We start from the raw sequence: 19,670 nt of genomic DNA, 5'->3' as shown, positions 1-19,670 counted from the left end.
GCTCGCCGCACGGGTCGGGCTCGACGTCGACCTGGCCGCACCGCTCGCCTCGCTGTCGCTGGCCGACCAGCAGCGCGTGACCCTGGCGCGTGCGCTGGCCGGGCAGCCATCGTTGCTGATTCTCGACGAGCCGACCGCCAGCCTGTCGGCGGCGGAGGCCGAGCGGCTGTTCGTGCTGGTGGACGCGTTGCGCCGCGACGGCGTCGCCGTCCTGCTGGTGTCGCATCGGCTCGGCGATTTGCGCCGCATCGCCGACCGCGCGGCGATCGTCCGCGACGGCCGGATCGTCGCCGACCTGGCCGCGCCGATCGATTTCGACGCCGCGGTGGAAACGATGATCGGCCGGCCGCTGCCGCGTACGCGTGAACCGGCGCCGGAGCGTGCCGGGCTGGCCGGAGCCGGAGCCGGCCCGGGCCCAGGCTTCAGCGTGCGGCAGATGCGGCTGACGCCGACCAGTACGCCGTTCGACCTCGATGTGCAGCGCGGCGAGATCGTCGCGATCGCGGGCCCCGTCGGCGGCGGCAAGTCGCGCTTCGCGCGGACGATCTTCGGCGCGGTGCGCGCGGCGGCCGGCGAGATGACGCTCGACGGGCGGCCATGGCGGCCACGTTCGCCGGCCGATGCAATTCGCGCCGGCGTATTCCTTGCCGGCGAGGATCGCTGGCGTACGTCGTTGTTTCCCGACAGCGTTCCATTCGCGTCGATCGCGGGCACGATCGGCTTTCCGTTCCTGTCGCGCTGGTTCGCGAGCGGCGCGGTGCGCCGAACGCGCGAACGCACGGCCGCCGCGGCGGCGATCGCGCGGTTCGGCATTCGCTGCGACGGGCCCGACGATCGCGTCGCCCACCTGTCCGGCGGCAACCAGCAGAAGGTCGTGCTCGCGCGCTGGCACGCCGAGCCGGCGCGGCTGTTGCTGCTCGACGAGCCGTTCCAGGGCATCGATGCGGGCGCGCGTGCCGATATCGTCGATACGCTGCGACGTCATGCGCATGAGCGCACGACGATCGTGTTCGTCAGCGATCTCGAGGAAGCGGCCGAGATCGCCGATCGTATCGTGCGATTCGATCGCGCGACGCTCGAATGCGTGCCTCCCCCTTCTTCCATCGTGCGTGCCTGCTCATGAAACCCGTGACTTCTTCCGCTGTCCGCCATGCCGCATCCGTCGAACGGTCGTCGCGCCCCGGGCCGGCGCGCATCCGCGATGTACTTGAACGGACGGGCATCTTGCTCGTGCTGGCCGTCCTCGTGGTCGTGTTCGCGCTCAGGGAGCCCGCGTTCCTGAACCTCGACAATCTGTTCAGCATCCTGCAGGCGGTGTCGATCGTCGCGTTGCTCGGCATCGGCGTCACGGTCACGCTCGCGGCCGGCGGCTTCGACCTGTCGGTCGGCAGCGTGGCCGCGACCGCGCAAATGGCCGCGAGCTACGTGCTGGTCGTCTGGCACGGCAGCGCATGGGCGGCCGTGCTCGCCTGCGTCGTGCTTGGCGTGGCCGCCGGCTTGTTCAACGGCTTGCTGATTACGCGGCTGCGCGTGCCCGACCAGCTCGCGACGCTCGGCACGCTGTTCCTGCTGGCCGGCCTGCAGTTGATCCCGACCGGCGGCCGTTCGCTCGCGACCGGCTCCGTGCTGCCCGACGGCACGGATGCGACGGGCGTGTTCCCCGACGCCTTTCTCGCGCTCGGCCGGTTGCGCGTGTTCGACGTCGTACCGCTGCCGGTCCTGCTGCTCGCGGCGGTGACGGTGCTGGCCTGCGTGACGATGGAAGCGACGCGCTGGGGCCGCGTGATCTATGCGATCGGCGGCAACGAAACGGCCGCGCGGCTGGCCGGCGCACCGGCCGCGCGCTACCGCGTCGCCGCGTATGTCGTGTCGGGCGCGATCGCGTCGCTGGGCGGCGTGCTGATCGCCGCGCGGGTCGGCCGCGGCGACGTGAGCGCGGGCCACTCGCTGCTGCTCGATGCGGTGGCGGCGGCGCTGATCGGTTACGCGGTGTGGGGCGCGAAGCGGCCCAACGTATTCGGCACGGTCGTCGGGGCGGTGTTCGTCGGCGTGCTGCTCAACGGGCTCACGATGCTGAACGCACCCTACTACATGCAGGATTTCATCAAGGGCGTACTGCTCGTGCTGGCCCTTGCATTTACGTTCGGCATCGGTCGCCGTACCGATGCCCGCGTGTGATGCGTGAGATCGCCGAGACCGGGATCGGGCACCCACGGTTCGAATCATCTTCAGGCTGGATCGTTTGTCATCCAAAGTAATATCGATTGCCGAATCGGTCGGTTTGAATTCGCGTGGCGCGCTGATAGATTGAGCCGATATCGTCCTTGTTTGGAGACAGACACGCCATGCGCTCGTTGCTTCGCCGAAAGTCGCGTATCGAACTGAAACTCGGTGCACTCGTGCTGGGCACCGCGCTCGGGTTCGGTGTGCCCACGGCCCACGCCGGTCCGCTCAAGGGGGCGCCTGCGCCGTTCGACAAGGGCGGCGTGAAGATCGCGCTCGTCAACTACCTGTCGACCGGCGATTTCTTCCAGGCCTACGAAGCCGGCGCGCAGAAGCAGGCACGGGCGCTCGGCGTCGACCTGCGCATCTACGAAGGCCGGCAGGACGCGGCCGAGCAGCGCGAGCAGATTCAGCAGGCGATCAGCATCGGCGTGTCTGCGATCATCGTCAATCACGGCTTGCCGGAATCGCTGAAGGACGTCGTTCAGCGCGCGCTCGACAAAGGCATCAAGGTTGTCGCGTTCGACGTCGATCTCGCCAATCCGAAGGTGCCGCAGATCGAGCAGAACGATCGCGACCTGGCGAACCTGCTGCTGGATCGGGCCGTGAAGGACAACGGCGACGCGTTCGCGGCCGGGTACGTGTACGTGGCCGGATTCGCGCCGCTCGACCGGCGCGATGCCGCGTGGCGCGATTTCAAGCGTGCGCACCCGAAGGTGCAGGAAAAGGCGCGCTGGGGCACCGTCGACAATCCGATCGCGCAATCGGTCGCGAACCAGGCGGCGGCCGTGTATCGCGCGAATCCCGACATTCGCGTCGTGTTCGCGCCGTACGACGAGTTCGCGCGCGGCGCAAAGCTCGCGGCGGACGAGGCCCGGCTCTCGTCGAAAATCCGCATCTACAGCGCGGACGTGTCGACGGCCGACATCGAGGCCATCCGCGCGCCGAACAGCGCGTGGGTCGCGACGGCCGCGACCAATCCGGCGGTCGTCGGCGCGGTGTCGGTGCGGGCCGCCGCGCTGCTGGTCGCAGGGCAGGACCCGGGCGCGCGCATCGCAGTGAAGCCGACGCTGATCACGCGTGACGATCTCGTGAAGAACGACATTCATACCGTGGCCGAGCTCGCCGCGAAGTTTCCGGCGTTCCGCGCGAGCGGCGCGGCGACTGCCGCATGGATTCCGGCAGTCGACTGAGCGCCTCGGCACGTAGCGCGCGCCGATCGCATTCTCGAGACGCGGACGCTGAAGGTGACCGCGCACGCGCTCGGTCGCAGCGGCATGCGCGAGATCTGGATACGCGTGCGGTATTCGCCGTCGTTACCGCGATACTCGTCTGGGGCATCGTGCGCGTTCGTCTTTTACATCGAGAAATCAAGAACGCATTCGATTCGCTCTTCGGGATGGGGTAGCGCGTCGGAGCGGTCCCGTCGCCCTTCAATCGCCCGACGGCCCCGGCCGGCTGAAGCGCTGCTCGACCACCTCGGTGCCCCAATGCGTGCCCGCGGATTCGTCGGTCAGTGTGAAGTCGAACGACTCGTACAGATGGCGTGCCGAGTCCAGCCCCTTGAACGTCCATAGGTAGGTTTCGCGAAACCGCTGCGCGTCGACGAAGCGCATGGCTTCCGTCATGAGCCGGCGCCCGATGCCCGACCCGCGCAGCGCGTCGTTCACGATGAACCAACGCAGGTGCGCGATGCCGGTTGCCGGGTCGCCGTCGATCGCGAGCGACGCGAGCGTCCGCCCGTCTTCCTGGCATAGCCAAAGCGCCTTGCCGTCGGCCGGCAGCGCACCGGCGAACTCGGCCAGCTCGGTCGCCACGCGCTTTTCGAAAAAGGCGCCGAAGCCCCAGTGTTCCGAATAAAAGCGCGCGTGAAGGCTCGCGATATCGCCGATGCAGCCCGGTTGGTAACCTTCGCGGATCGCCGGCGCATCGAGCGCGGCGACGGGCGCTTTCGCGGCGTTGTCCTGCGCGAGCGCATCGGCATACAGCGCGAGCGAGCGCAGCAGCGCCTGCTGGTCGGCGGGCACCATGCGGCGCAACGCATTCGATACCTGGTCCGTCGCGAACGTATCGATTCTCTTCTGGAGCTTTTTCCCTTCGGCGGTCAGGTATAGCTCGATCGCGCGTGCATCGTCGCTCGATACGCGCCGCTCGACGACCCCGGCCGCCTCGAGCCGCGCGAGTTGCCGGCTCGTGTTCGATTTGTCCAGCCGCAGGATATCGCCGAGATCGCGGGCGTTGATGCCGGGCGCCATTCCGATCTCGAGGATCGCGTGGACGGCCGACGGCGCCCAGTCGCTGTCGGCCAGCGTCGCGCGCATGAAGCCGAGCTCGCGAACCAGTTTGCGGGAGAAGTCGCGCAGCTCGAGGATCGTGGCTTCGCGAGGCTTGGCGGGAGCGTCGATGAGGTCCATGGGTGGCCTGGAAAGGTTGCGGATCGCAATCAATAATAGTTGCGGGTCGCAACTTGATCAAGGTGGATTTTCATGGGGACGGGTTGCACCGCGGAAGGTGTTTCCGGAGGCCGGTGTCGGCGCGAACCAGGGCGGCGACGAGTGGTACTGACGCGGATGGCGGCGTGCCGCGGACCGGACGCATACTGGATGCATCCGGCCGGCCTGCCATGCGAGCACGAGCGTCGGCCGGTCATCGATCCGCGGCGGCGGACAACGGAGCTCACCATGAACCCTCTGAAGGCGATGACGATTGCGTTGCTTGCCGGGTGCGGCATCAGCGCCGGCACGGTCCACGCGGCCGGCAGCATGGATGCGCCGCCGTGCAGCGCGGCGCATGCGGCGGATCCGGGCGGGACCGCCGCGATGCCGGGCACGTCGGTCAGAAGCTTTTCGACCGCCGGCTGCTCGGGAGCGGTGCTGCAGGGCGAACGGGCCACCGCGACGGTCAACGGCGACCGGGTCGAACTGCGGGACGGCACCGTCTATGTGAACGGCCGGTCGTACGGCGCCGTCACGCCCGCGCAGACGGTCGAATACGAAGCCGCGCATGACCGGCGCACGCTGAAGGTGGACGGGGTAGTCCGTACGCCGGTGCGCTGAGTAACGGCTCAGGCTCAGGCGCGCGGCAACCGCGCCGCACTCATTCGACCAGCGTCAGCTGGCCGTCGCTGAGCCGCACCTCGCGCCCGATCCACGCCGCATCGACGCGCGGCAGCACGGCCGACGGCTTGCGCAGTTCGCGCAGCAGCGTCGCGCCGTGCGACAGCCGGCCGCCCATGCGCGCGATCACGGCGCGCGCGGCCTGGTACTGCGCATGCCGGCCCGGATCGAGCGTGTCTTCCAGCAGGATGTCGTGGCCGAGCACGCCTTGCGTGTGGCCCGGATAGATCATGAAGCCGGCCGCCTCGTCGGTGCCTTCGCCGCCGTCCTGCCAGAAGCTGCCGTTGCGTTCGCGGCGCTCGGGATGCGGCGCGAACCACGTGCCGCGATCGGCGGCCGGCATCGCATGATGCAGGCGGAAGAACACGCGCATCAGGTTGTCGCGATACCACTCGCGCACCTGCAGATACCAGCCGCGCATGCCGGGCGCGCCGAGCGCGTGGAGCACGCGAACCGGCAGCGGCCAGTCGGGAAACGCCTGCAGCGGGAGGTCGGTAGCCATGGGCCGCGTGGTGCCCGGATCGGTTTCCCACGGCAGGCGATGCGGGCTGTCGTCGAGCTGGCCGTATGCGGTCGGCGGACGGCCCCACAGTGCGCCGCCGCTGCTGGCCAGCGACGACGCGATGCACAGGTTGCCCTGCACCACGAACACGTAGAAGCGCGTGAACCAGTCGGCGAGTTGCTGGCCGTCGGCGCGTCGCTCGACGAGCGTCGCGAGTTCCTGGTCGAAGCGCTGCAAGCCGCGCTCGAGCGTCGGCAGATGCCCGCGCGCGACGCGCAGCATGCGCCAGAACACCGGCAGCGAACGCAGCAGCCGCAGCGGGCGCCAGCGCAGCGGCGGCGTCGCGCCGCCGATCTCGCCGCTGTAGTTGCCGGCCGACACGCCCCAGTCGGCGAGGCGGGCGAGGAACAGGTCGTTGTTGATGTACGACGCGCCGCCATAGAGCGCGGTGAATGGTTCGTTGTCCTGCAGTACGCGTGCATCCCAGCGTGCCATGATCGCCGGGATGCTGCCGGCCGCGCGCCGTTGCGCGTACTCGACCAGCCGGCTCGGCTGCGGCGGCAGGATCTCGGCGATGTTGGCGGCGGTCAGATGCCGGTGCCAGCCGTAGCTGCTGATCGGACGGTACTGCAGCAGCCACAGCTGCTTGCCATCCCACGCCCATTCGACGTCGCCCGGCACGTAATGGAACGCGCGCAGCACGCGCTGCAGGAAGGCCCACAGCTGGGTCGCGCTCAAGCCGTGCGCGGTCGGGAACGTGCCGCGCTGCCAGGGTTCGCCGAGCCGCGACAGGATCGCGCGTTGCGGGCTGGCCTGCCCGTCGGCGAGCGTTTCGAGGTGACCTTCCACCCATTCGACTTCGACTGCCAGATGCCGCACGAACGCGATGCCCGACAGCACGGGCGTGATGAAGCGCTGCACGACCGCTTCCTCGAGGCCGCCGTCGAGCAGCTCGGCCACGCGCGCGGCCGCCTGCGTTGCCGGTACGCGCAGGAACGTCGTATGCAGGCCGGCGTTGGCCGCATCGGCCTGGTCTTCACCGTGGCTCGACGAGCGGATCGCCCACTCGGCGTCGGGCTGGCTCGCGAGAAAGCCGGGCAGGCGCGGATCGTCGGCGCGGGTCAGCGACAGCGCGGGCGGCACGGGCAGGCCGGCCATCGCGGCCAGCGCCAGGCGCCCGCCCTTGGTGTGCGCGACGAAACCGGCATCGCCCGCTTCGAGCCAGTGCACGAATGCCGCCGGCGCGTCGATCCACGGATAGTGTCCCCAGCCGGCCTGCAGCGTGACGGTGAGGTCGGCGCGCGCGAGGATCGCCGACCATGCGGCGGCCTGGCGCACGCCGAGCACGTTGTCCTGGTCGCCCCACACGAGTTCGATGCGATCGGCGACCCACTCGAGCAGCGGCAGCGCGGTATCGGCGCGCACGAGATCCCAATGCGGCAGGAACGCTCGGCAGCGCGCATAGCCGGCGCCCATGCGGCGGTACTGTGCGCGTGTCCAGGTCAGGTTCGAGAACTTGCGGGCGAACAGCGTCGGGTAATGCGCGAGCAGCCAGTGGATGGTCTTGCGCAGCGGCTTCGGCGCCATCAGTTTCGGCAGGCGCCGTTCCCACAGGAACGCACCAACGGGCGCGAGCAGCACGCTGCGGCTGAAGTGGCCGGGGCGTCGCTGCAACGCATGCAGCACCAGCAGCGCATTCACCCCGACCGCCATGATCGCGTGGCCCGGTTCGGTCATGTCGAGCAGCGCTTGCGCATAGGCGGCAAGATCCTCGCAGGGCGGCGCGGGGTTGTCGCCAAAGCCCGGCAGTTCCAGCGGCACAGGCTGGTAATGCCGGAAGTGGGGCAGTGCATCGTCCCACCAGTCGGCCGCGCTGCCGTTGCCGGCGAGGAGGTACAGGATCGGTTTGCTCATGGTGGCGTCGTCGGCGGGCGATCGTCGTGGCGGCACACGCCCGGTCGGGTCGGCGCCGCCGGTGGATGCCGCGGGTCTTGTTCGTGTTGTCGTGTTCGCGTTGCGCCGGTGCGAGTGGAATGGAAGGGCGGCCCGCTCGGCTTGATGCTTGATTTGATTGTTGCGGGCATTCTACGCGAGAAGATTCGGATGACATGCAGCCATGTCGAGCGCGACACCATTCAGGCGCCGGTCATGAACGGTGTGTGCGGGAAGCGCTGATGTCGGCGATGAAACCGGCTTGCCGACGTGCGTCGGGAAGGCTTCTGCTGGGAGGTCTGCCGAGCGGGCGTCGATTGCGCGTTACGCGTCAGCATCCTGATCGGCGCGCGGCGCCCTGCCGGTCCAGCGTCGATACGCATGACGAAAGCTGCGCGGCTCGCTGTAGCCGAGACGTTCCGCGATGGCGGCGACCGTCAGCTCGGGATCGTCGAGCATCCGCACCGCTTCGTCGCGGCGCACGTCGTCGAGCAGCGACTGGAACGTGAGGCCATCCTTGTCGAGCCGCCGGCGCAGCGTGCGCTCCGTCAGGTGCAGGGCATCCGCGAGCGACGTCATCGACTTGAAGCGTGCGAGGTCGCGCGCCATCAGCTCCCGCGCGCGATCGGCGAAGCGCGTGCCGACCGACGCGGCCCACTGCCGTTCGAGCGCCTCGCACTGGCCATGCAACGCGTTGAAGCTGACTTCGTTCGCGAGCAGCGGCGTCTCGGTGCCGTTCACCGACGTGAACACGAGACGGTTGTCGGCTGCGTTGAACGCGACCTTGCAGCCGAAGTGGCGCGTGTAGTCGGCCGCGTTGCGCGGCGTGCGGCGCGCGAGCTGAACCTGCTCGGGCCAGACCGGCTTGCCGACGAGATCGGACACGATCAGCCGCAGGCTCGACAGGCACATGTCGACCTGGAACACCTCGAGATCGGGCTCGCCGTTGTAGCGGCTGATCGTCACGCTCATGCCGTCCGCGTGCGCATCGATACGCACATCGAAATACAGCCCCATGAACAGCGGAAACTGGCCCATGCAGCGGAACGCCTGCATCACCGAGCCGCTGATCAGCATCGCGTAGCCGGCGAGGCCGAGCGTCGACACGTGCAGCCGCGCGCCGATCGAGAGCCCGATCGACGGCACGCCGCTGCGCTGCAGCAGGTTGTGGAAGCAGCGCTGCTCCTGGCCGCGATTCACGTGCAGGTTCGGCGACGCGACTTCGTCCGCGCCGAGCCCCGTGCCGTCGAGCAGCGCGGCGCCGTCGATATGCCGCACGCGGCATTCGTCCAGCGCGACCGCGATCGCGTGGACGGTGGCGGGAATGTCCTCCTGGCGCCCGGCCGGGCGCGCGAGGCCGAGCGACGAGCGCAGGCTGCGCTCGGCCCGGCTCTGGTCTGGATGGGGGCGGCTGTTCATGGTGCTGAAGGGGCGACGGGGTCGCGTAGAACATAGCCGGAATGTCCGCAAAACGCCAGTGCGGCACAGCAGCATGCATGGCTCGCCGGCGCGCCGTGCGGCAGCGTGTCCGGAAATATCCCCTGATTACGTCCGCTTTTCTCATTCGTGGCCGATTTTTTGGCGCACCACACTTTCTCCCAGTCGAGCGCCGCCGGCCGAGCCGGGCGAACGAGTGTTGAAGCCGTGAACGCCACCCACGTGAGGACAGCATGGACAACGACAGCCCGGGTCGATACGCATCAGCCGCCGCGACGCATGACGTCGGCGCGCACGCGATGCGAGGCGACGCGGACCAACACCGCAAGCCGCATCTGCTCGGGCTCGCAACGCTGGTGATCTTCGGCCTCGCGTACATGCTGCCGATGACGGTGTTCACCACCTACGGGATCGTCACGAGCGAGACGAACGGGCACCTGACCGCCGCGTATGCGGTCACGCTGGTCGCGATGCTGTTCACCGCGCGCAGCTACGGCCACATGGCGCGGCTGATGCCGAGCGCCGGGTCGGCCTATACGTTCGCGAGCCGCAACTTCGGCACGTCGGCCGGCTTCATGGTCGGCTGGGCGTTGCTGATGGACTACCTGTTCATCCCGATGATCAGCTACCTCGCGATCGGCATCTACATGAAACAGATTTTCCCGGGTGTGCCGGCCAGCGTGTGGATCGTCGGGAGCATCGTGCTGATCACCGGGCTGAACATCGTCGGCATCCGGCTCGTTAATCGCGTGAACCTGATCCTGATCGCGAGCCAGCTCGTGTTCATCGCGATCTTCTTCATCGCTTCCGCGCGGGTCGCGTCGGGCGAAGGGCTGTCGATGGCCGTCGCGCTGCCGTCGTCGGGCGATGCGCGTGCGATCTTCGCCGGCTCCGCGATCCTGTGCCTGTCGTTCCTCGGTTTCGATGCGGTCACCACGCTGTCGGAGGAGACACGCGAGCCGAAGCGCACGGTGCCGCGCGCGATCCTGCTCTGCACGCTGGCGAGCGGCGTGCTGTTCATGCTGGTCGCGTACGTCGGGCAAGTGGTGTTTCCCGACTGGCACGCATTCAAGGATCTCGATTCGGCCAGCCTCGAACTGATGCGGCGCATCGGCGGCGGCACGCTGTCGGCGTTCTTCGTCGCGGTGTACGTGGCCGGCTGCTTCGCGAGCGCGATGGCGGGCCAGGCGAGCGTGACACGCGTGCTGTTCGCGATGGGCCGCGACCGGGTGCTGCCCGAACGCGTATTCGGCCACCTGCATGCACGGCTGCGCACGCCGGTGCGCGCGACGCTCGCGGTCGGCATCGTGTCGCTGTCCGCGCTGTTCATCACGCTCGATCTCGCGTCGACGATGATCAGCTTCGGTGCGCTCGTCGCGTTCGCGGTGGTGAACCTGTGCGTGATGCGCAGCTATCTGTGCCGGCCCGAGCATCGCCGCTTCGCGGGCTGGATCACGTTCGGCGTGATGCCGGCGATCGGCTTCGCGATGAACGTGTGGCTCTGGTCGGGCCTGTCGCGCCAGACGTTCTACGTCGGCACCGGCTGGCTCGTACTCGGACTTTGCCAGCTCGTATGGCTCACGCGCGGCTTCACGCGCCCGGCGCCGACGTTGTCGATGAATTGAATGAGCGGTGGCCGACTGCCGGCCGCCGGCGTTGAAACCCTGAAGGAGGAACGACCCATGAACGCTGTTGACGTCAATCTCGATGCGGACCTGCAGGCCATCGGCAAACGCCACCTGCTGATGCATTTCACGCACGCCGATGCGTATCGCGACCACGCGCTGACCGTGTTCGACCGCGGCGAAGGCTGCTGGCTCGTCGACCGCAACGGCAAGCGCTACTTCGACGGGCTGGCCGGGCTGTACTGCGTGCAGGTCGGCTACAGCCACGGCGCGGAAATCGGCGACGCGATCCGCGAGCAGATGGTGCGGCTGCCGTTCGCGACCAACTGGGGGGTGGGCCACGAGCCGGCGATCAAGCTTGCGCACAAGCTCGCGGCGCTCGCGCCGGACGGGCTGAACCGCGTGTTCTTCACGTCGAGCGGCTCGGAGTCGAACGAATCGGCGATCAAGCTGGTGCGCCAGTATCACCAGTCGCGCGGCGAGCCGCAGCGGCGCAAGTTCATCGCGCGCCGCGTCGCATATCACGGCACGTCGTTCGGCGCGCTCGCGCTGAACGGGATGACGAACTTCCGCAAGCATTTCGAGCCGCTGATGTCGGGTGTGCGGCACGTGGGCAACACGAAGCGCTACGGCCGCCCGGCGGGCGAGACGGAAGCGCAGTTCACACGCCATCTGCTCGACGAGATCGAATCGCTGATCGTGCAGGAAGGGCCGGATACCGTCGCCGCGATCGTCGTCGAGCCGCTGCAGAATGCGGGCGGCAGCCTGACGCCGCCGGCCGGCTATGCGGCCGGGCTGCGCGACATCTGCGACCGGCACGGCGTGCTGCTCGTCGCCGACGAAGTGATCTGCGGGTTCGGCCGGCTCGGCGAATATTTCGGCTCCGCGCGCTACGGGCTGAAGCCGGACATCATCACGTTCGCGAAAGGCATCGCGTCGGGCTACGTGCCGCTCGGCGGCGTGATCGCGAGCGACGCGGTGGTCGACGCGGTGCTCGACGGCCCGCAGCAGATGTTCCTGCACGGCGCGACCTATGGCGGCCACCCGGTCGCGTGCACGGCCGCGCTCGCGAACCTCGCGATCATGGAGCGCGAAGGCGTGCTCGAGAACGTCCGCAGCAACGAAGCGGTGTTCCGCCAGACGCTCGACGGCCTGCTCGAACTGCCGTGCGTCGGCGACGTGCGCGGCGACGGCTATCACTATTCGCTCGAACTCGTGACCGACAAGGCCGCGCGCCGCTGGGCGGCCGGCATCAGCGCGCAGGCGTTCGTGTCGACGCTGCTCGCCCCCGCGATCTTCGACGCGGGGCTGCTGTGCCGCGCAGGCGTCGATCACGAAGGCACGCCGATCGTGCAGTTCTCGCCGCCGCTCGTGATGTCGCGCGACGAGATCGTGTGGTTCGTCGCGAAGATCCGCGATATCCTCGTCGACAGCTATGCGCGGGCGACGCGCTGAGCGCGGCGGCCTTCATTTCAGGAGCACTCGATGAGAACGTCACAACAGTCCTATATCGACGGCCAGTGGCTCGATCCGGCCGACGCACGATCGATCGACGTGATCGACCCGGCCACTGCACGGCCGTACGCACAGCTCAGGATCGGCGGTGCGGCCGACGTCGACCGCGCGGTCGGCGCGGCGAAGCAGGCTTTCGACACGTATTCGCGCTGGCCGGTGGACGAGCGCGTCGCACTGCTGCGGCGCGTGCTCGAGATCTACCAGCGCCGCTACGAGGAGGTCGCGCAGACGATCCGGCAGGAGATGGGCGCGCCGATCGCCTTCGCGCGCGCGGCGCAGGCCGCGGTCGGCACCGCGCACCTCGAACAGACGATCCGCGCGCTGCGGTCGTTCCGTTTCAGCACGCAGACCGATTCGCTGCTGGTGTCGCACGAGCCGATCGGCGTGTGCGCGCTGATCACGCCGTGGAACTGGCCGATCAACCAGATCGTGTGCAAGGTCGCGCCGGCGCTCGCGGCTGGCTGCACGATGGTGCTCAAGCCGAGCGAGATCGCGCCGTTCAGCGCGATCCTGTTCGCGGAGATCCTGCACGAAGCCGGCGTGCCGCCCGGCGTGTTCAACCTCGTGCACGGCTACGGGCACGAAGTGGGCGACGCGCTGTCGCGGCACCCGGATGTCGACATGGTGTCGTTCACGGGTTCGACGCGCGCGGGCGTCGAGGTCGCGAAGGCCGCCGCCGATACCGTGAAGCGCGTGCACCAGGAACTCGGCAGCAAGAGCCCGAACCTGATCCTGCCCGATGCCGATATCGAGGTTGCGGTCACCGGCGGCGCGCGCAGCTGCTTCAGCAACAGCGGCCAGTCGTGCAATGCGCCGACGCGCATGCTCGTGCATGCCGATCATCTGGCGCTGGCCGAGCAGGCCGCGCGGCGGGAAGCGGAACGCACGGTCGTCGGCGATCCGCGTGCGGCGGGAACCGGTATCGGGCCGGTGGTCAGCCGAACGCAGTTCGACCGTATCCAGCACTTCATCCGGCTCGGGATCGAAGAAGGCGCGACGCTCGTCGCCGGCGGGCCGGGGCGTCCGGACGGGCTCGGTGACGGGTTCTACGTCCGGCCGACGGTATTCTCGAACGTCACGCCGGACATGACGATCGCGCGTGAGGAAATCTTCGGGCCGGTGCTGGCGATCATGACCTACCGCACCGAAGAAGAAGCCATCGCGCTCGCGAACGATTCGGTCTACGGGCTCGCGGCCTACGTGCAGTCGAAGGATATCGAGCGTGCGCGCAGGGTGGCGGCGCGGCTGCGGGTGGGCAACGTCCACATCAACTACCCGGCATGGAATCCGGCCGCGCCGTTCGGCGGCTACAAGCGTTCGGGCAACGGCCGCGAATATGCGGAGTTCGGCCTCGTCGAGTATCTGGAGACGAAGGGCACGACGGGGTACGCGTGAGCGTACGTACGACGCGGCGCCCGCCCGGGTGAATTGCGACGCGCATGCGCCATTGCCTGCGCCGCTCGCGGTGGCCGGCCGCCACGGCCGCGTACGGCGTCGGCAGTGACCGCGTGGCCGATACTTCCCGTGCGCTGCGAAGCACGCGGCATCGAGCCGACGCCGCGTTCGCCGGCGATCAGTCCTCGTCGGGATCCGTTGCGCCCGCATCGGATCCCGCAACGGGCGCGGCGGCCCGCCGGCGGATCTCGGAATCGAGGATCAACCGCCCGCGCAGCTTGCCCTTCATCCGCTTCACATGCTTGGGCGCCTCGGTCATGTGCTCGACCATCAGCGCCCGGACGCGCTCGGCGTCGCGCTCGCGCGCGGCCTGCAGGATCGCCTTGTGGATCGACACGTTCGCTTCGCCGAAGCGCTTGTGCTCCACGAGCGGCGTATCGTTCCGGAACTCGATCAGCTGCCGGATCATCTCGTTGATCAGCTCGCAGCTGAAGCGCAGGAACGGGTTCGGGTTCGCGGCCGCAAGGATGTCGTGGAACGTCGTGTCCTCCTGGCGCTGGCGCAGCATGTGCCCGCGGTCGTGCACGCCCGACGCGCCGTCGCAGCACGCGATGTTCGCCTCCAGCGCCGCGAAGTCGCGCTCGCTCAGATGCGGCACGGCACCGGCCGCCAGCTCGGGTTCGAGCAGCTTGCGCACGGTGTAGATGTCGTCGATCGTCACGTCCTTGAAGAACAGGTAGTTCTGCAGGAGCTGCAGCGTGCGGTCGAGCGGCACCTCGACGACCATCCCGCCGCCGGACGGCCCCGTGGTGACCTTGATCAGCCCTTGCACCTCGAGCGACTTCAGCGCCTCGCGGATCGTACTCTTGCTCACCGCATAGAGCTGCTGCAGCTCGGCCTCGCGCGGCAGGCGATCGCCCGGCTTCAGGTCCTTCTCGGTGATCAGCCGCTTGATCTCCTCGGCGACGAGGTCGGCCCGCTTCGGCTGCTTGATTTCGACCGCGAGGCCCGCCCTGGCTCGGTCCATGACCATCTTCACGACTCCTTTGTCTGACTGCGCGCCGCGTCATCGTCGACGATCCGTGCCGGCGCGGGTACGGAATTTTGCCTGATTGACACCAATTTTGATCAACTCTAGCATCAGGTTCATTCTATTTATCATGATAAATAGGATCAACCGGCGGCGCGCATCCTGCAGGGCGTGGGCACGGTTTGGCAGTCGGTCGCATCGCGTGTGTCCCCCTTTATCAGGAGCGTCAACTTGAATCGCCGAGAACTGTTGAAACTGGCCGCGCTGTCGGCCGTGCCGGGTGCGCTCGGCAGCATGTCGTCCCGAGCCGCGTTCGCGCAGGGTTCGTCCATCCAGCTCGCATGCCCGGTGCCGATGTCGGGGCCGTTCGCGGCCAACGGCAAGTACGCCGATCTCGGCATGCAGCTCGTCGTCCAGCAGTACGGCAAGGTGCTCGGCGCGCCGCTCGCCTACACGGCGCTCGACACCGAGGGCAAGCCCGCGACCGCCGTGCGGCGCGTGCAGGAGATCGCGCAGCAGAAGGGCGTGCGTTTCTTCGCGGGCGGCATCCTGTCGTCCGAGTCGCTGGCGATGGGCAAGGAAGTCCAGAAGGCGGGCGGCGTGTTCATCACGACGGCCGGCGCGGACGAGATCACCGGCAAGGATTGCAATGCCGCGACGTTCCGCTGGTCGGTGCCGACCTTCGGCGCGATCGAGCAGACGGTGCGCCCGTTGACCCAGATGCTGCCGAAGGCGAAGCGCTGGTACACGATCACGCCGCAATACGTGTTCGGCGACGGCCTGCTGTCGGCCGCGAAGGCGATCTTCAAGGAAAAGGGCATCGAGCATGTCGGCAACAGCTACCACTCGCTCGCCGAGAAGGAGTTCAGCGGCTACCTGACGAACGCGGCGGCCGCGCAGCCGGACGTGCTGCTGATCCTGAACTTCGGCTCGCAGTCGTCGGACACGCTGCGCCAGGCCGTCAGCTTCGGGATGAAGCGCAACTGCACGATCCTGCTCGCCTGGGCGTCGGGCCTCGAGCAGTTCGAGGCGCTCGGGCCCGACATCTGCGACGGCGTGTATTTCGGCGCGCAGTACTGGCACGGCATCGATTCGCCGCTGAACCGCGATCTCGTGAAGCGCGCGAACGCCACGTTCAAGGCGAACCCGAACTACAGCCTCGCGGGTTCCTATATCTGCTCGAAGATCCTGGTCGACGCGATGGTGAAAGCCGGCAGCGCCGATCCGAAGAAGGTGGTCGCGGCGATGGAGGGCATGAAGTACGACGGCCTCACCGGCCCGGAGGAAATCCGCAAGGGCGACCACCAGGTGCTGAAGAACTACTACCTGCTGAAGGGCAAGCCGAAGAGCCGGATGAAGAACGCGGACGACTACGCCGACATCGTCAGCTCGGGCCAGTCGTTCCTGCCGGTCGACAAGACGGGCTGCAAGCTCGCGTGACGCAGTGCACGCGTCCGCGGCCGTTACGCGCCGCGGACGTCCGTTACCTTCCTTTCTGACACGGAAGCCATGAACGTCTATCTGCTGCAGATCGTCAACGGCATCGGCGTGGGCATGCTGTATTTCCTGCTCGCCGTCGGCCTGTCGATCGTGTTCGGCCTGCTGCGCTTCGTGAACTTCGCTCACGGCGCGTTCTACCTGCTCGGTGCGTATCTCTGCTACCAGGCGCTGCAATGGTCGGCGAATTTCTGGGTCGCGCTCGCGGTCGTGCCGCTCGTCGTCGGCGCGTTCGCGTGGAGCGTCGAAAAGCTCGTGCTGCGTCATGTGTACGCGCAGCAGCACGAATTCCACATCCTCGCGACGGTCGGGCTCGCGCTCGTGCTGCAGGAGTGCGCGATCCTCGCGTGGGGCCCGCTCGGCGACAACGTGCCGCCGCCCGACGCGCTGAACGGCGTCGTGATCTGGGGCGGCTTCGTCTACCCGAAATACCGGCTGTTCGTGATCGCGTTCACGGCCGTACTCGCCGCGCTGCTGTGGTGGGTGCTCGAAGGCACGCGGCTCGGCAGCACGGTGCGCGCGGGCAGCGAATCGTCGGAGATGGTGTCGCTGCTCGGCATCAACGTGACACGCGTGTTCAGCCTCGTGTTCGCGCTCGGCGCGGCGACGGCCGCGCTCGCGGGCGTGCTTGCCGCACCGATCCGCGGCGTCGATCCGTTCATGGGCATCGAGGCGCTCGGCGTCGCGTTCGTCGTGGTCGTCGTCGGCGGGATGGGGAATTTTCTCGGGGCGCTGGTCGGCGGGCTGCTGGTCGGCATCGTGCAGAGCCTGATGAGCACGCTGTGGCCGGAAGGGGCACGGCTGATGATCTATGTTGCGATGGCGGCCGTGCTGCTGTTGCGTCCGAACGGGTTGCTGGGGAGGGCCGCATGATCGAATCGTCGAAACCGCTGCCGCCCGGGACGGCGGCCTCGTCACGCCCGCAGCCGTGGCGCGGCGCATGGCAGCGGCCGGAAGGCTGGCTCGCGGTGGCCGTCGTGTGCGCGCTGCCGGTTGCGCTGAGCTCGGGCTCGCTCGCGACCGAGGTGCTGGTGTTCGCGCTCGCCGCGCTCGGCTGCAACCTGCTGCTCGGCTACACGGGGCTGCTGTCGTTCGGGCAGGGCATCTTCTTCGGGCTCGGCAGCTATGCGGCGGGGCTGGTGCTGACGCACGGCGTCGCATCGGTGACTGCCGCGCTGGTTGCAGCCACCGTGCTCGGTGCCGCCGCGGCCGCGCTCGTCGGCTGGTTCTCGATCCGGCAGCGCGGCACTTATTTCGTGATGCTGACGCTCGCGTTCGGGCAGCTGTTCTACTTTCTCGCCTACACGACGCCGAACGTCACGGGCGGCGACAACGGGCTGCTCGATATCCCGCGCCCCGCGCTGTCGCTGTTCGGGCATCCGCTCGTTTCGCTCGATTCGCCGTGGCGCTACTACGGCTTCGTCGCGGTGCTGTTCGTCGCGGTGTTCTGGCTGCTGTTGCGCGTGTCGCGCTCCGTGTTCGGCCGCACGCTGCTCGCGATCCGCGACAACGAGGCGCGCGCGGCGGCGGCCGGCTACGACGTGAAGCGCTTCAAGCTTGCGGCGTTCGTGCTGTCGGGCGCGGTCACGGGGTTCGCCGGTGCGCTGCACGCGTTGATGACGGGCATCGCGCCGCTGTCGAACATCGACTATCACACGAGCGAGATGATCCTCGTGATGACGGTGATCGGCGGCACGGGCAACCTGTTCGCGTCGGTGCTCGGCGCGGCATTCTACGTGCTGTTCGCGGACTGGCTGTCGACGCTGTGGCCGCGCTGGCTGCTGCTGCTCGGCCTCGTGCTGATCGCGGTCAGCCTGTTCATGCAGCGCGGGTTGTGGGGATTGGGTGAACGCGTCGCGGCGTCGCTGCGGCGCGGCGGACGCACGGCGACGACGACCGGGGAGCGGCAATGAGCGAAGCGATTCTCGAGGCGCGCGGCATCGTCAAGCGCTACGGCAAGTTCACGGCGCTGGGCGGCGTCGATCTGCGGATCATGCCGCGCACCGTGCATTCGGTGATCGGGCCGAACGGCGCCGGCAAGACGACACTGTTCCATACGTTGACGGGCACGCTGCCGATCACGTCGGGCTCGATCCTGTTCGACGGTCACGACGTGTCGCGCGAACCCGATCACAAGCGCGTGCGGCGCGGCATCGCGCGCTCGTTCCAGGTGACGAGCCTGTTTCCGAACCTGAGCGTGCGCGAGAACCTGCGCGTCGCCGCGCAGGGCGTCGAATCGCGGCGCGCGCTGAATCCGTGGGCGCCGCCGCGCGGTGCGCTTGCGCACGACGGCATCGTCGACGACGTGCTCGAGCGGCTCGGCCTGCAGCGCTTCGCCGATACGGCGGCCGGCGTGCTGTCGCACGGCCAGCAGCGCCGGCTCGAGGTCGGGATGGCGCTGGCGGCGCGACCGCGCGCGATCTTTCTCGACGAGCCGACGTCGGGCATGGGGATCGACGATCTCGACGACATGAAGGCGCTGATCCGCGGCCTGCGCGACGACTACACGGTCGTGCTGATCGAACACAACATGGGCATCGTGATGGACATCTCGGACACGATCACGGTGATGCAGCAGGGCCGTGTGCTGGTCGAAGGCAAGCCGGACGCGATTCGCGGCGACGCGCGCGTGCGCAGCGCGTATCTCGGCAACATGATCACGGGAGGCCGCGCATGATGCTCGACGTGAAGGAAGTTCATGCCTGCTACGGCAAGAGCCACATCCTGCAGGGCATTTCGCTGAACGTGAACGAAGGCGAGACGGTGACGCTGCTCGGCCGCAACGGCGCGGGCAAGTCGACGACGCTCAAGACGATCGCGGGCGTCGTCGCGCCGACCGGCGGCACGGTGACGTTCGCGGGCCGGCCGGTGTCCGGGCAGCCCGCGCACCGGATCGCCGCGCGCGGCCTGTGCTTCGTGCCGGAGCATCGCGGCATTTTCCGCCTGCTGTCGGTCGAGGAGAACCTGCGGCTCGGTGCGCGCCGCGATTCACCGTGGCAGCTCGACGACATCTACCGGATCTTCCCGCGCCTGAAGGAGCGCCGCCGCAACGGCGGTGCGCAGTTGTCGGGCGGCGAGCAGCAGATGCTCGCGATCGGCCGCGCGCTGATGAACCACCCGCGGCTCTTGATGCTCGACGAGCCGGTCGAAGGGCTCGCGCCGGTGATCGTCGAGGAGATCGTCGAGCAGCTGAAGCAGATCAAGGCGGCCGGCGTCGCGATCCTGCTCGTCGAACAGAACCTCGAAGTGTGCACGCAGCTCGCCGACCGCCACTTCGTGATCGAGCAGGGCGTGATCGTCTACGAAGGCAGCAACGCGGCGTTCGCGGCCGATCACGAGGTGAAGGACCGTTACCTGGGTGTCGGCGTCGCGTAGGCGCCGCGCCCTTTCATTGCGAG

The 19,670-nt window shown here is 68.3% G+C and carries 16 protein-coding genes; 12 read left to right on the top strand and 4 right to left on the bottom strand.

The features are described 5' to 3' along the window. The 3 genes from G3N96_RS20605 to G3N96_RS20595 all read left to right on the top strand — a co-directional run. On the top strand, positions 1 to 1,123 hold a 1,123-nt coding region (locus G3N96_RS20605; protein WP_241022745.1), incomplete at its 5' end, for an ATP-binding cassette domain-containing protein. Then, positions 1,120 to 2,178, top strand: a complete 1,059-nt coding sequence (locus G3N96_RS20600) for an ABC transporter permease (RefSeq protein ID WP_206138289.1) — start codon at positions 1,120 to 1,122, stop codon at positions 2,176 to 2,178. The genes G3N96_RS20605 and G3N96_RS20600, both read left to right, overlap by 4 nt. A 167-nt stretch (positions 2,179 to 2,345) precedes the next feature. Further along, positions 2,346 to 3,416 (top strand): substrate-binding domain-containing protein, encoded by a 1,071-nt coding sequence (locus G3N96_RS20595; RefSeq protein WP_206138288.1) that lies wholly within the window; start codon positions 2,346 to 2,348, stop codon positions 3,414 to 3,416. A gap of 240 nt (positions 3,417 to 3,656) precedes the next feature. On the opposite strand, the gene G3N96_RS20590 is transcribed toward G3N96_RS20595, so the two are convergent. Beyond that, entirely contained in the window at positions 3,657 to 4,637 is a 981-nt protein-coding gene (locus tag G3N96_RS20590) for a helix-turn-helix domain-containing GNAT family N-acetyltransferase (protein WP_206138287.1), read from the bottom strand. 267 nt (positions 4,638 to 4,904) lie between these two features. Between G3N96_RS20590 and G3N96_RS20585 the strand changes: the two genes are divergently transcribed. Then, positions 4,905 to 5,279: a sugar ABC transporter ATPase gene (locus G3N96_RS20585; RefSeq protein ID WP_124578820.1), complete on the top strand. Its 375-nt coding sequence runs from the start codon at positions 4,905 to 4,907 to the stop codon at positions 5,277 to 5,279. A 40-nt stretch (positions 5,280 to 5,319) separates the two neighbouring features. Here G3N96_RS20585 and G3N96_RS20580 read toward each other — a convergent pair whose 3' ends face one another. Together G3N96_RS20580 and G3N96_RS20575 are read right to left on the bottom strand one after the other, a co-directional pair. Beyond that, entirely contained in the window at positions 5,320 to 7,755 is a 2,436-nt protein-coding gene (locus G3N96_RS20580; RefSeq protein ID WP_206138286.1) for a PEP-utilizing enzyme, read from the bottom strand. A gap of 342 nt (positions 7,756 to 8,097) precedes the next feature. Beyond that, the gene (locus G3N96_RS20575) at positions 8,098 to 9,192 is read right to left on the bottom strand and encodes an AraC family transcriptional regulator (RefSeq protein ID WP_206138285.1); all 1,095 of its coding nucleotides are present in this window, start codon (positions 9,190 to 9,192) and stop codon (positions 8,098 to 8,100) included. A 251-nt stretch (positions 9,193 to 9,443) separates the two neighbouring features. On the opposite strand from G3N96_RS20575, the gene G3N96_RS20570 reads away from it, so the two are divergent. Genes G3N96_RS20570 through G3N96_RS20560 form a run of 3 tightly spaced genes read left to right on the top strand, consistent with a single transcriptional unit; the run spans position 9,444 to position 13,745 of the window. Continuing rightward, positions 9,444 to 10,835: an APC family permease gene (locus G3N96_RS20570; protein WP_206138284.1), complete on the top strand. Its 1,392-nt coding sequence runs from the start codon at positions 9,444 to 9,446 to the stop codon at positions 10,833 to 10,835. Positions 10,836 to 10,892: 57 nt separating this feature from the next. Beyond that, positions 10,893 to 12,290: an aspartate aminotransferase family protein gene (locus G3N96_RS20565; RefSeq protein WP_206138283.1), complete on the top strand. Its 1,398-nt coding sequence runs from the start codon at positions 10,893 to 10,895 to the stop codon at positions 12,288 to 12,290. Positions 12,291 to 12,320: 30 nt separating this feature from the next. Further along, entirely contained in the window at positions 12,321 to 13,745 is a 1,425-nt protein-coding gene (locus G3N96_RS20560) for an aldehyde dehydrogenase family protein (protein ID WP_206138282.1), read from the top strand. Between the two features lie 178 nt (positions 13,746 to 13,923). Here the strand turns inward: G3N96_RS20560 and G3N96_RS20555 are convergent, their stop codons facing one another. After that, on the bottom strand, positions 13,924 to 14,778 hold the full coding sequence (locus tag G3N96_RS20555) for an FCD domain-containing protein (RefSeq protein ID WP_206138281.1): 855 nt from the start codon (positions 14,776 to 14,778) through the stop codon (positions 13,924 to 13,926). A gap of 228 nt (positions 14,779 to 15,006) precedes the next feature. On the opposite strand from G3N96_RS20555, the gene G3N96_RS20550 reads away from it, so the two are divergent. The 5 genes from G3N96_RS20550 to G3N96_RS20530 all read left to right on the top strand — a co-directional run bounded on the left by G3N96_RS20550 (position 15,007) and on the right by G3N96_RS20530 (position 19,647). Continuing rightward, on the top strand, positions 15,007 to 16,215 hold the full coding sequence (locus tag G3N96_RS20550; RefSeq protein WP_206138280.1) for an ABC transporter substrate-binding protein: 1,209 nt from the start codon (positions 15,007 to 15,009) through the stop codon (positions 16,213 to 16,215). A gap of 69 nt (positions 16,216 to 16,284) precedes the next feature. After that, on the top strand, positions 16,285 to 17,145 hold the full coding sequence (locus G3N96_RS20545) for a branched-chain amino acid ABC transporter permease (RefSeq protein ID WP_039355129.1): 861 nt from the start codon (positions 16,285 to 16,287) through the stop codon (positions 17,143 to 17,145). Next, the gene (locus tag G3N96_RS20540) at positions 17,142 to 18,185 is read left to right on the top strand and encodes a branched-chain amino acid ABC transporter permease (RefSeq protein WP_206138279.1); all 1,044 of its coding nucleotides are present in this window, start codon (positions 17,142 to 17,144) and stop codon (positions 18,183 to 18,185) included. The genes G3N96_RS20545 and G3N96_RS20540 overlap by 4 nt, the downstream gene beginning before the upstream one ends. Further along, on the top strand, positions 18,182 to 18,949 hold the full coding sequence (locus G3N96_RS20535; RefSeq protein WP_206138278.1) for an ABC transporter ATP-binding protein: 768 nt from the start codon (positions 18,182 to 18,184) through the stop codon (positions 18,947 to 18,949). The genes G3N96_RS20540 and G3N96_RS20535 overlap by 4 nt, the downstream gene beginning before the upstream one ends. Beyond that, a complete protein-coding gene (locus G3N96_RS20530; RefSeq protein ID WP_046547134.1) occupies positions 18,946 to 19,647 on the top strand; it encodes an ABC transporter ATP-binding protein in 702 nt (233 codons plus the stop codon). Before G3N96_RS20535 ends, G3N96_RS20530 begins: the two co-directional genes overlap by 4 nt. Positions 19,648 to 19,670: the final 23 nt, after the last annotated feature.

The organism is Burkholderia sp. Se-20373 (genome assembly GCF_017104705.1).
Classification (GTDB): Bacteria; Pseudomonadota; Gammaproteobacteria; order Burkholderiales; family Burkholderiaceae; genus Burkholderia.
This window is presented reverse-complemented; position numbering and strand designations above follow the sequence as displayed.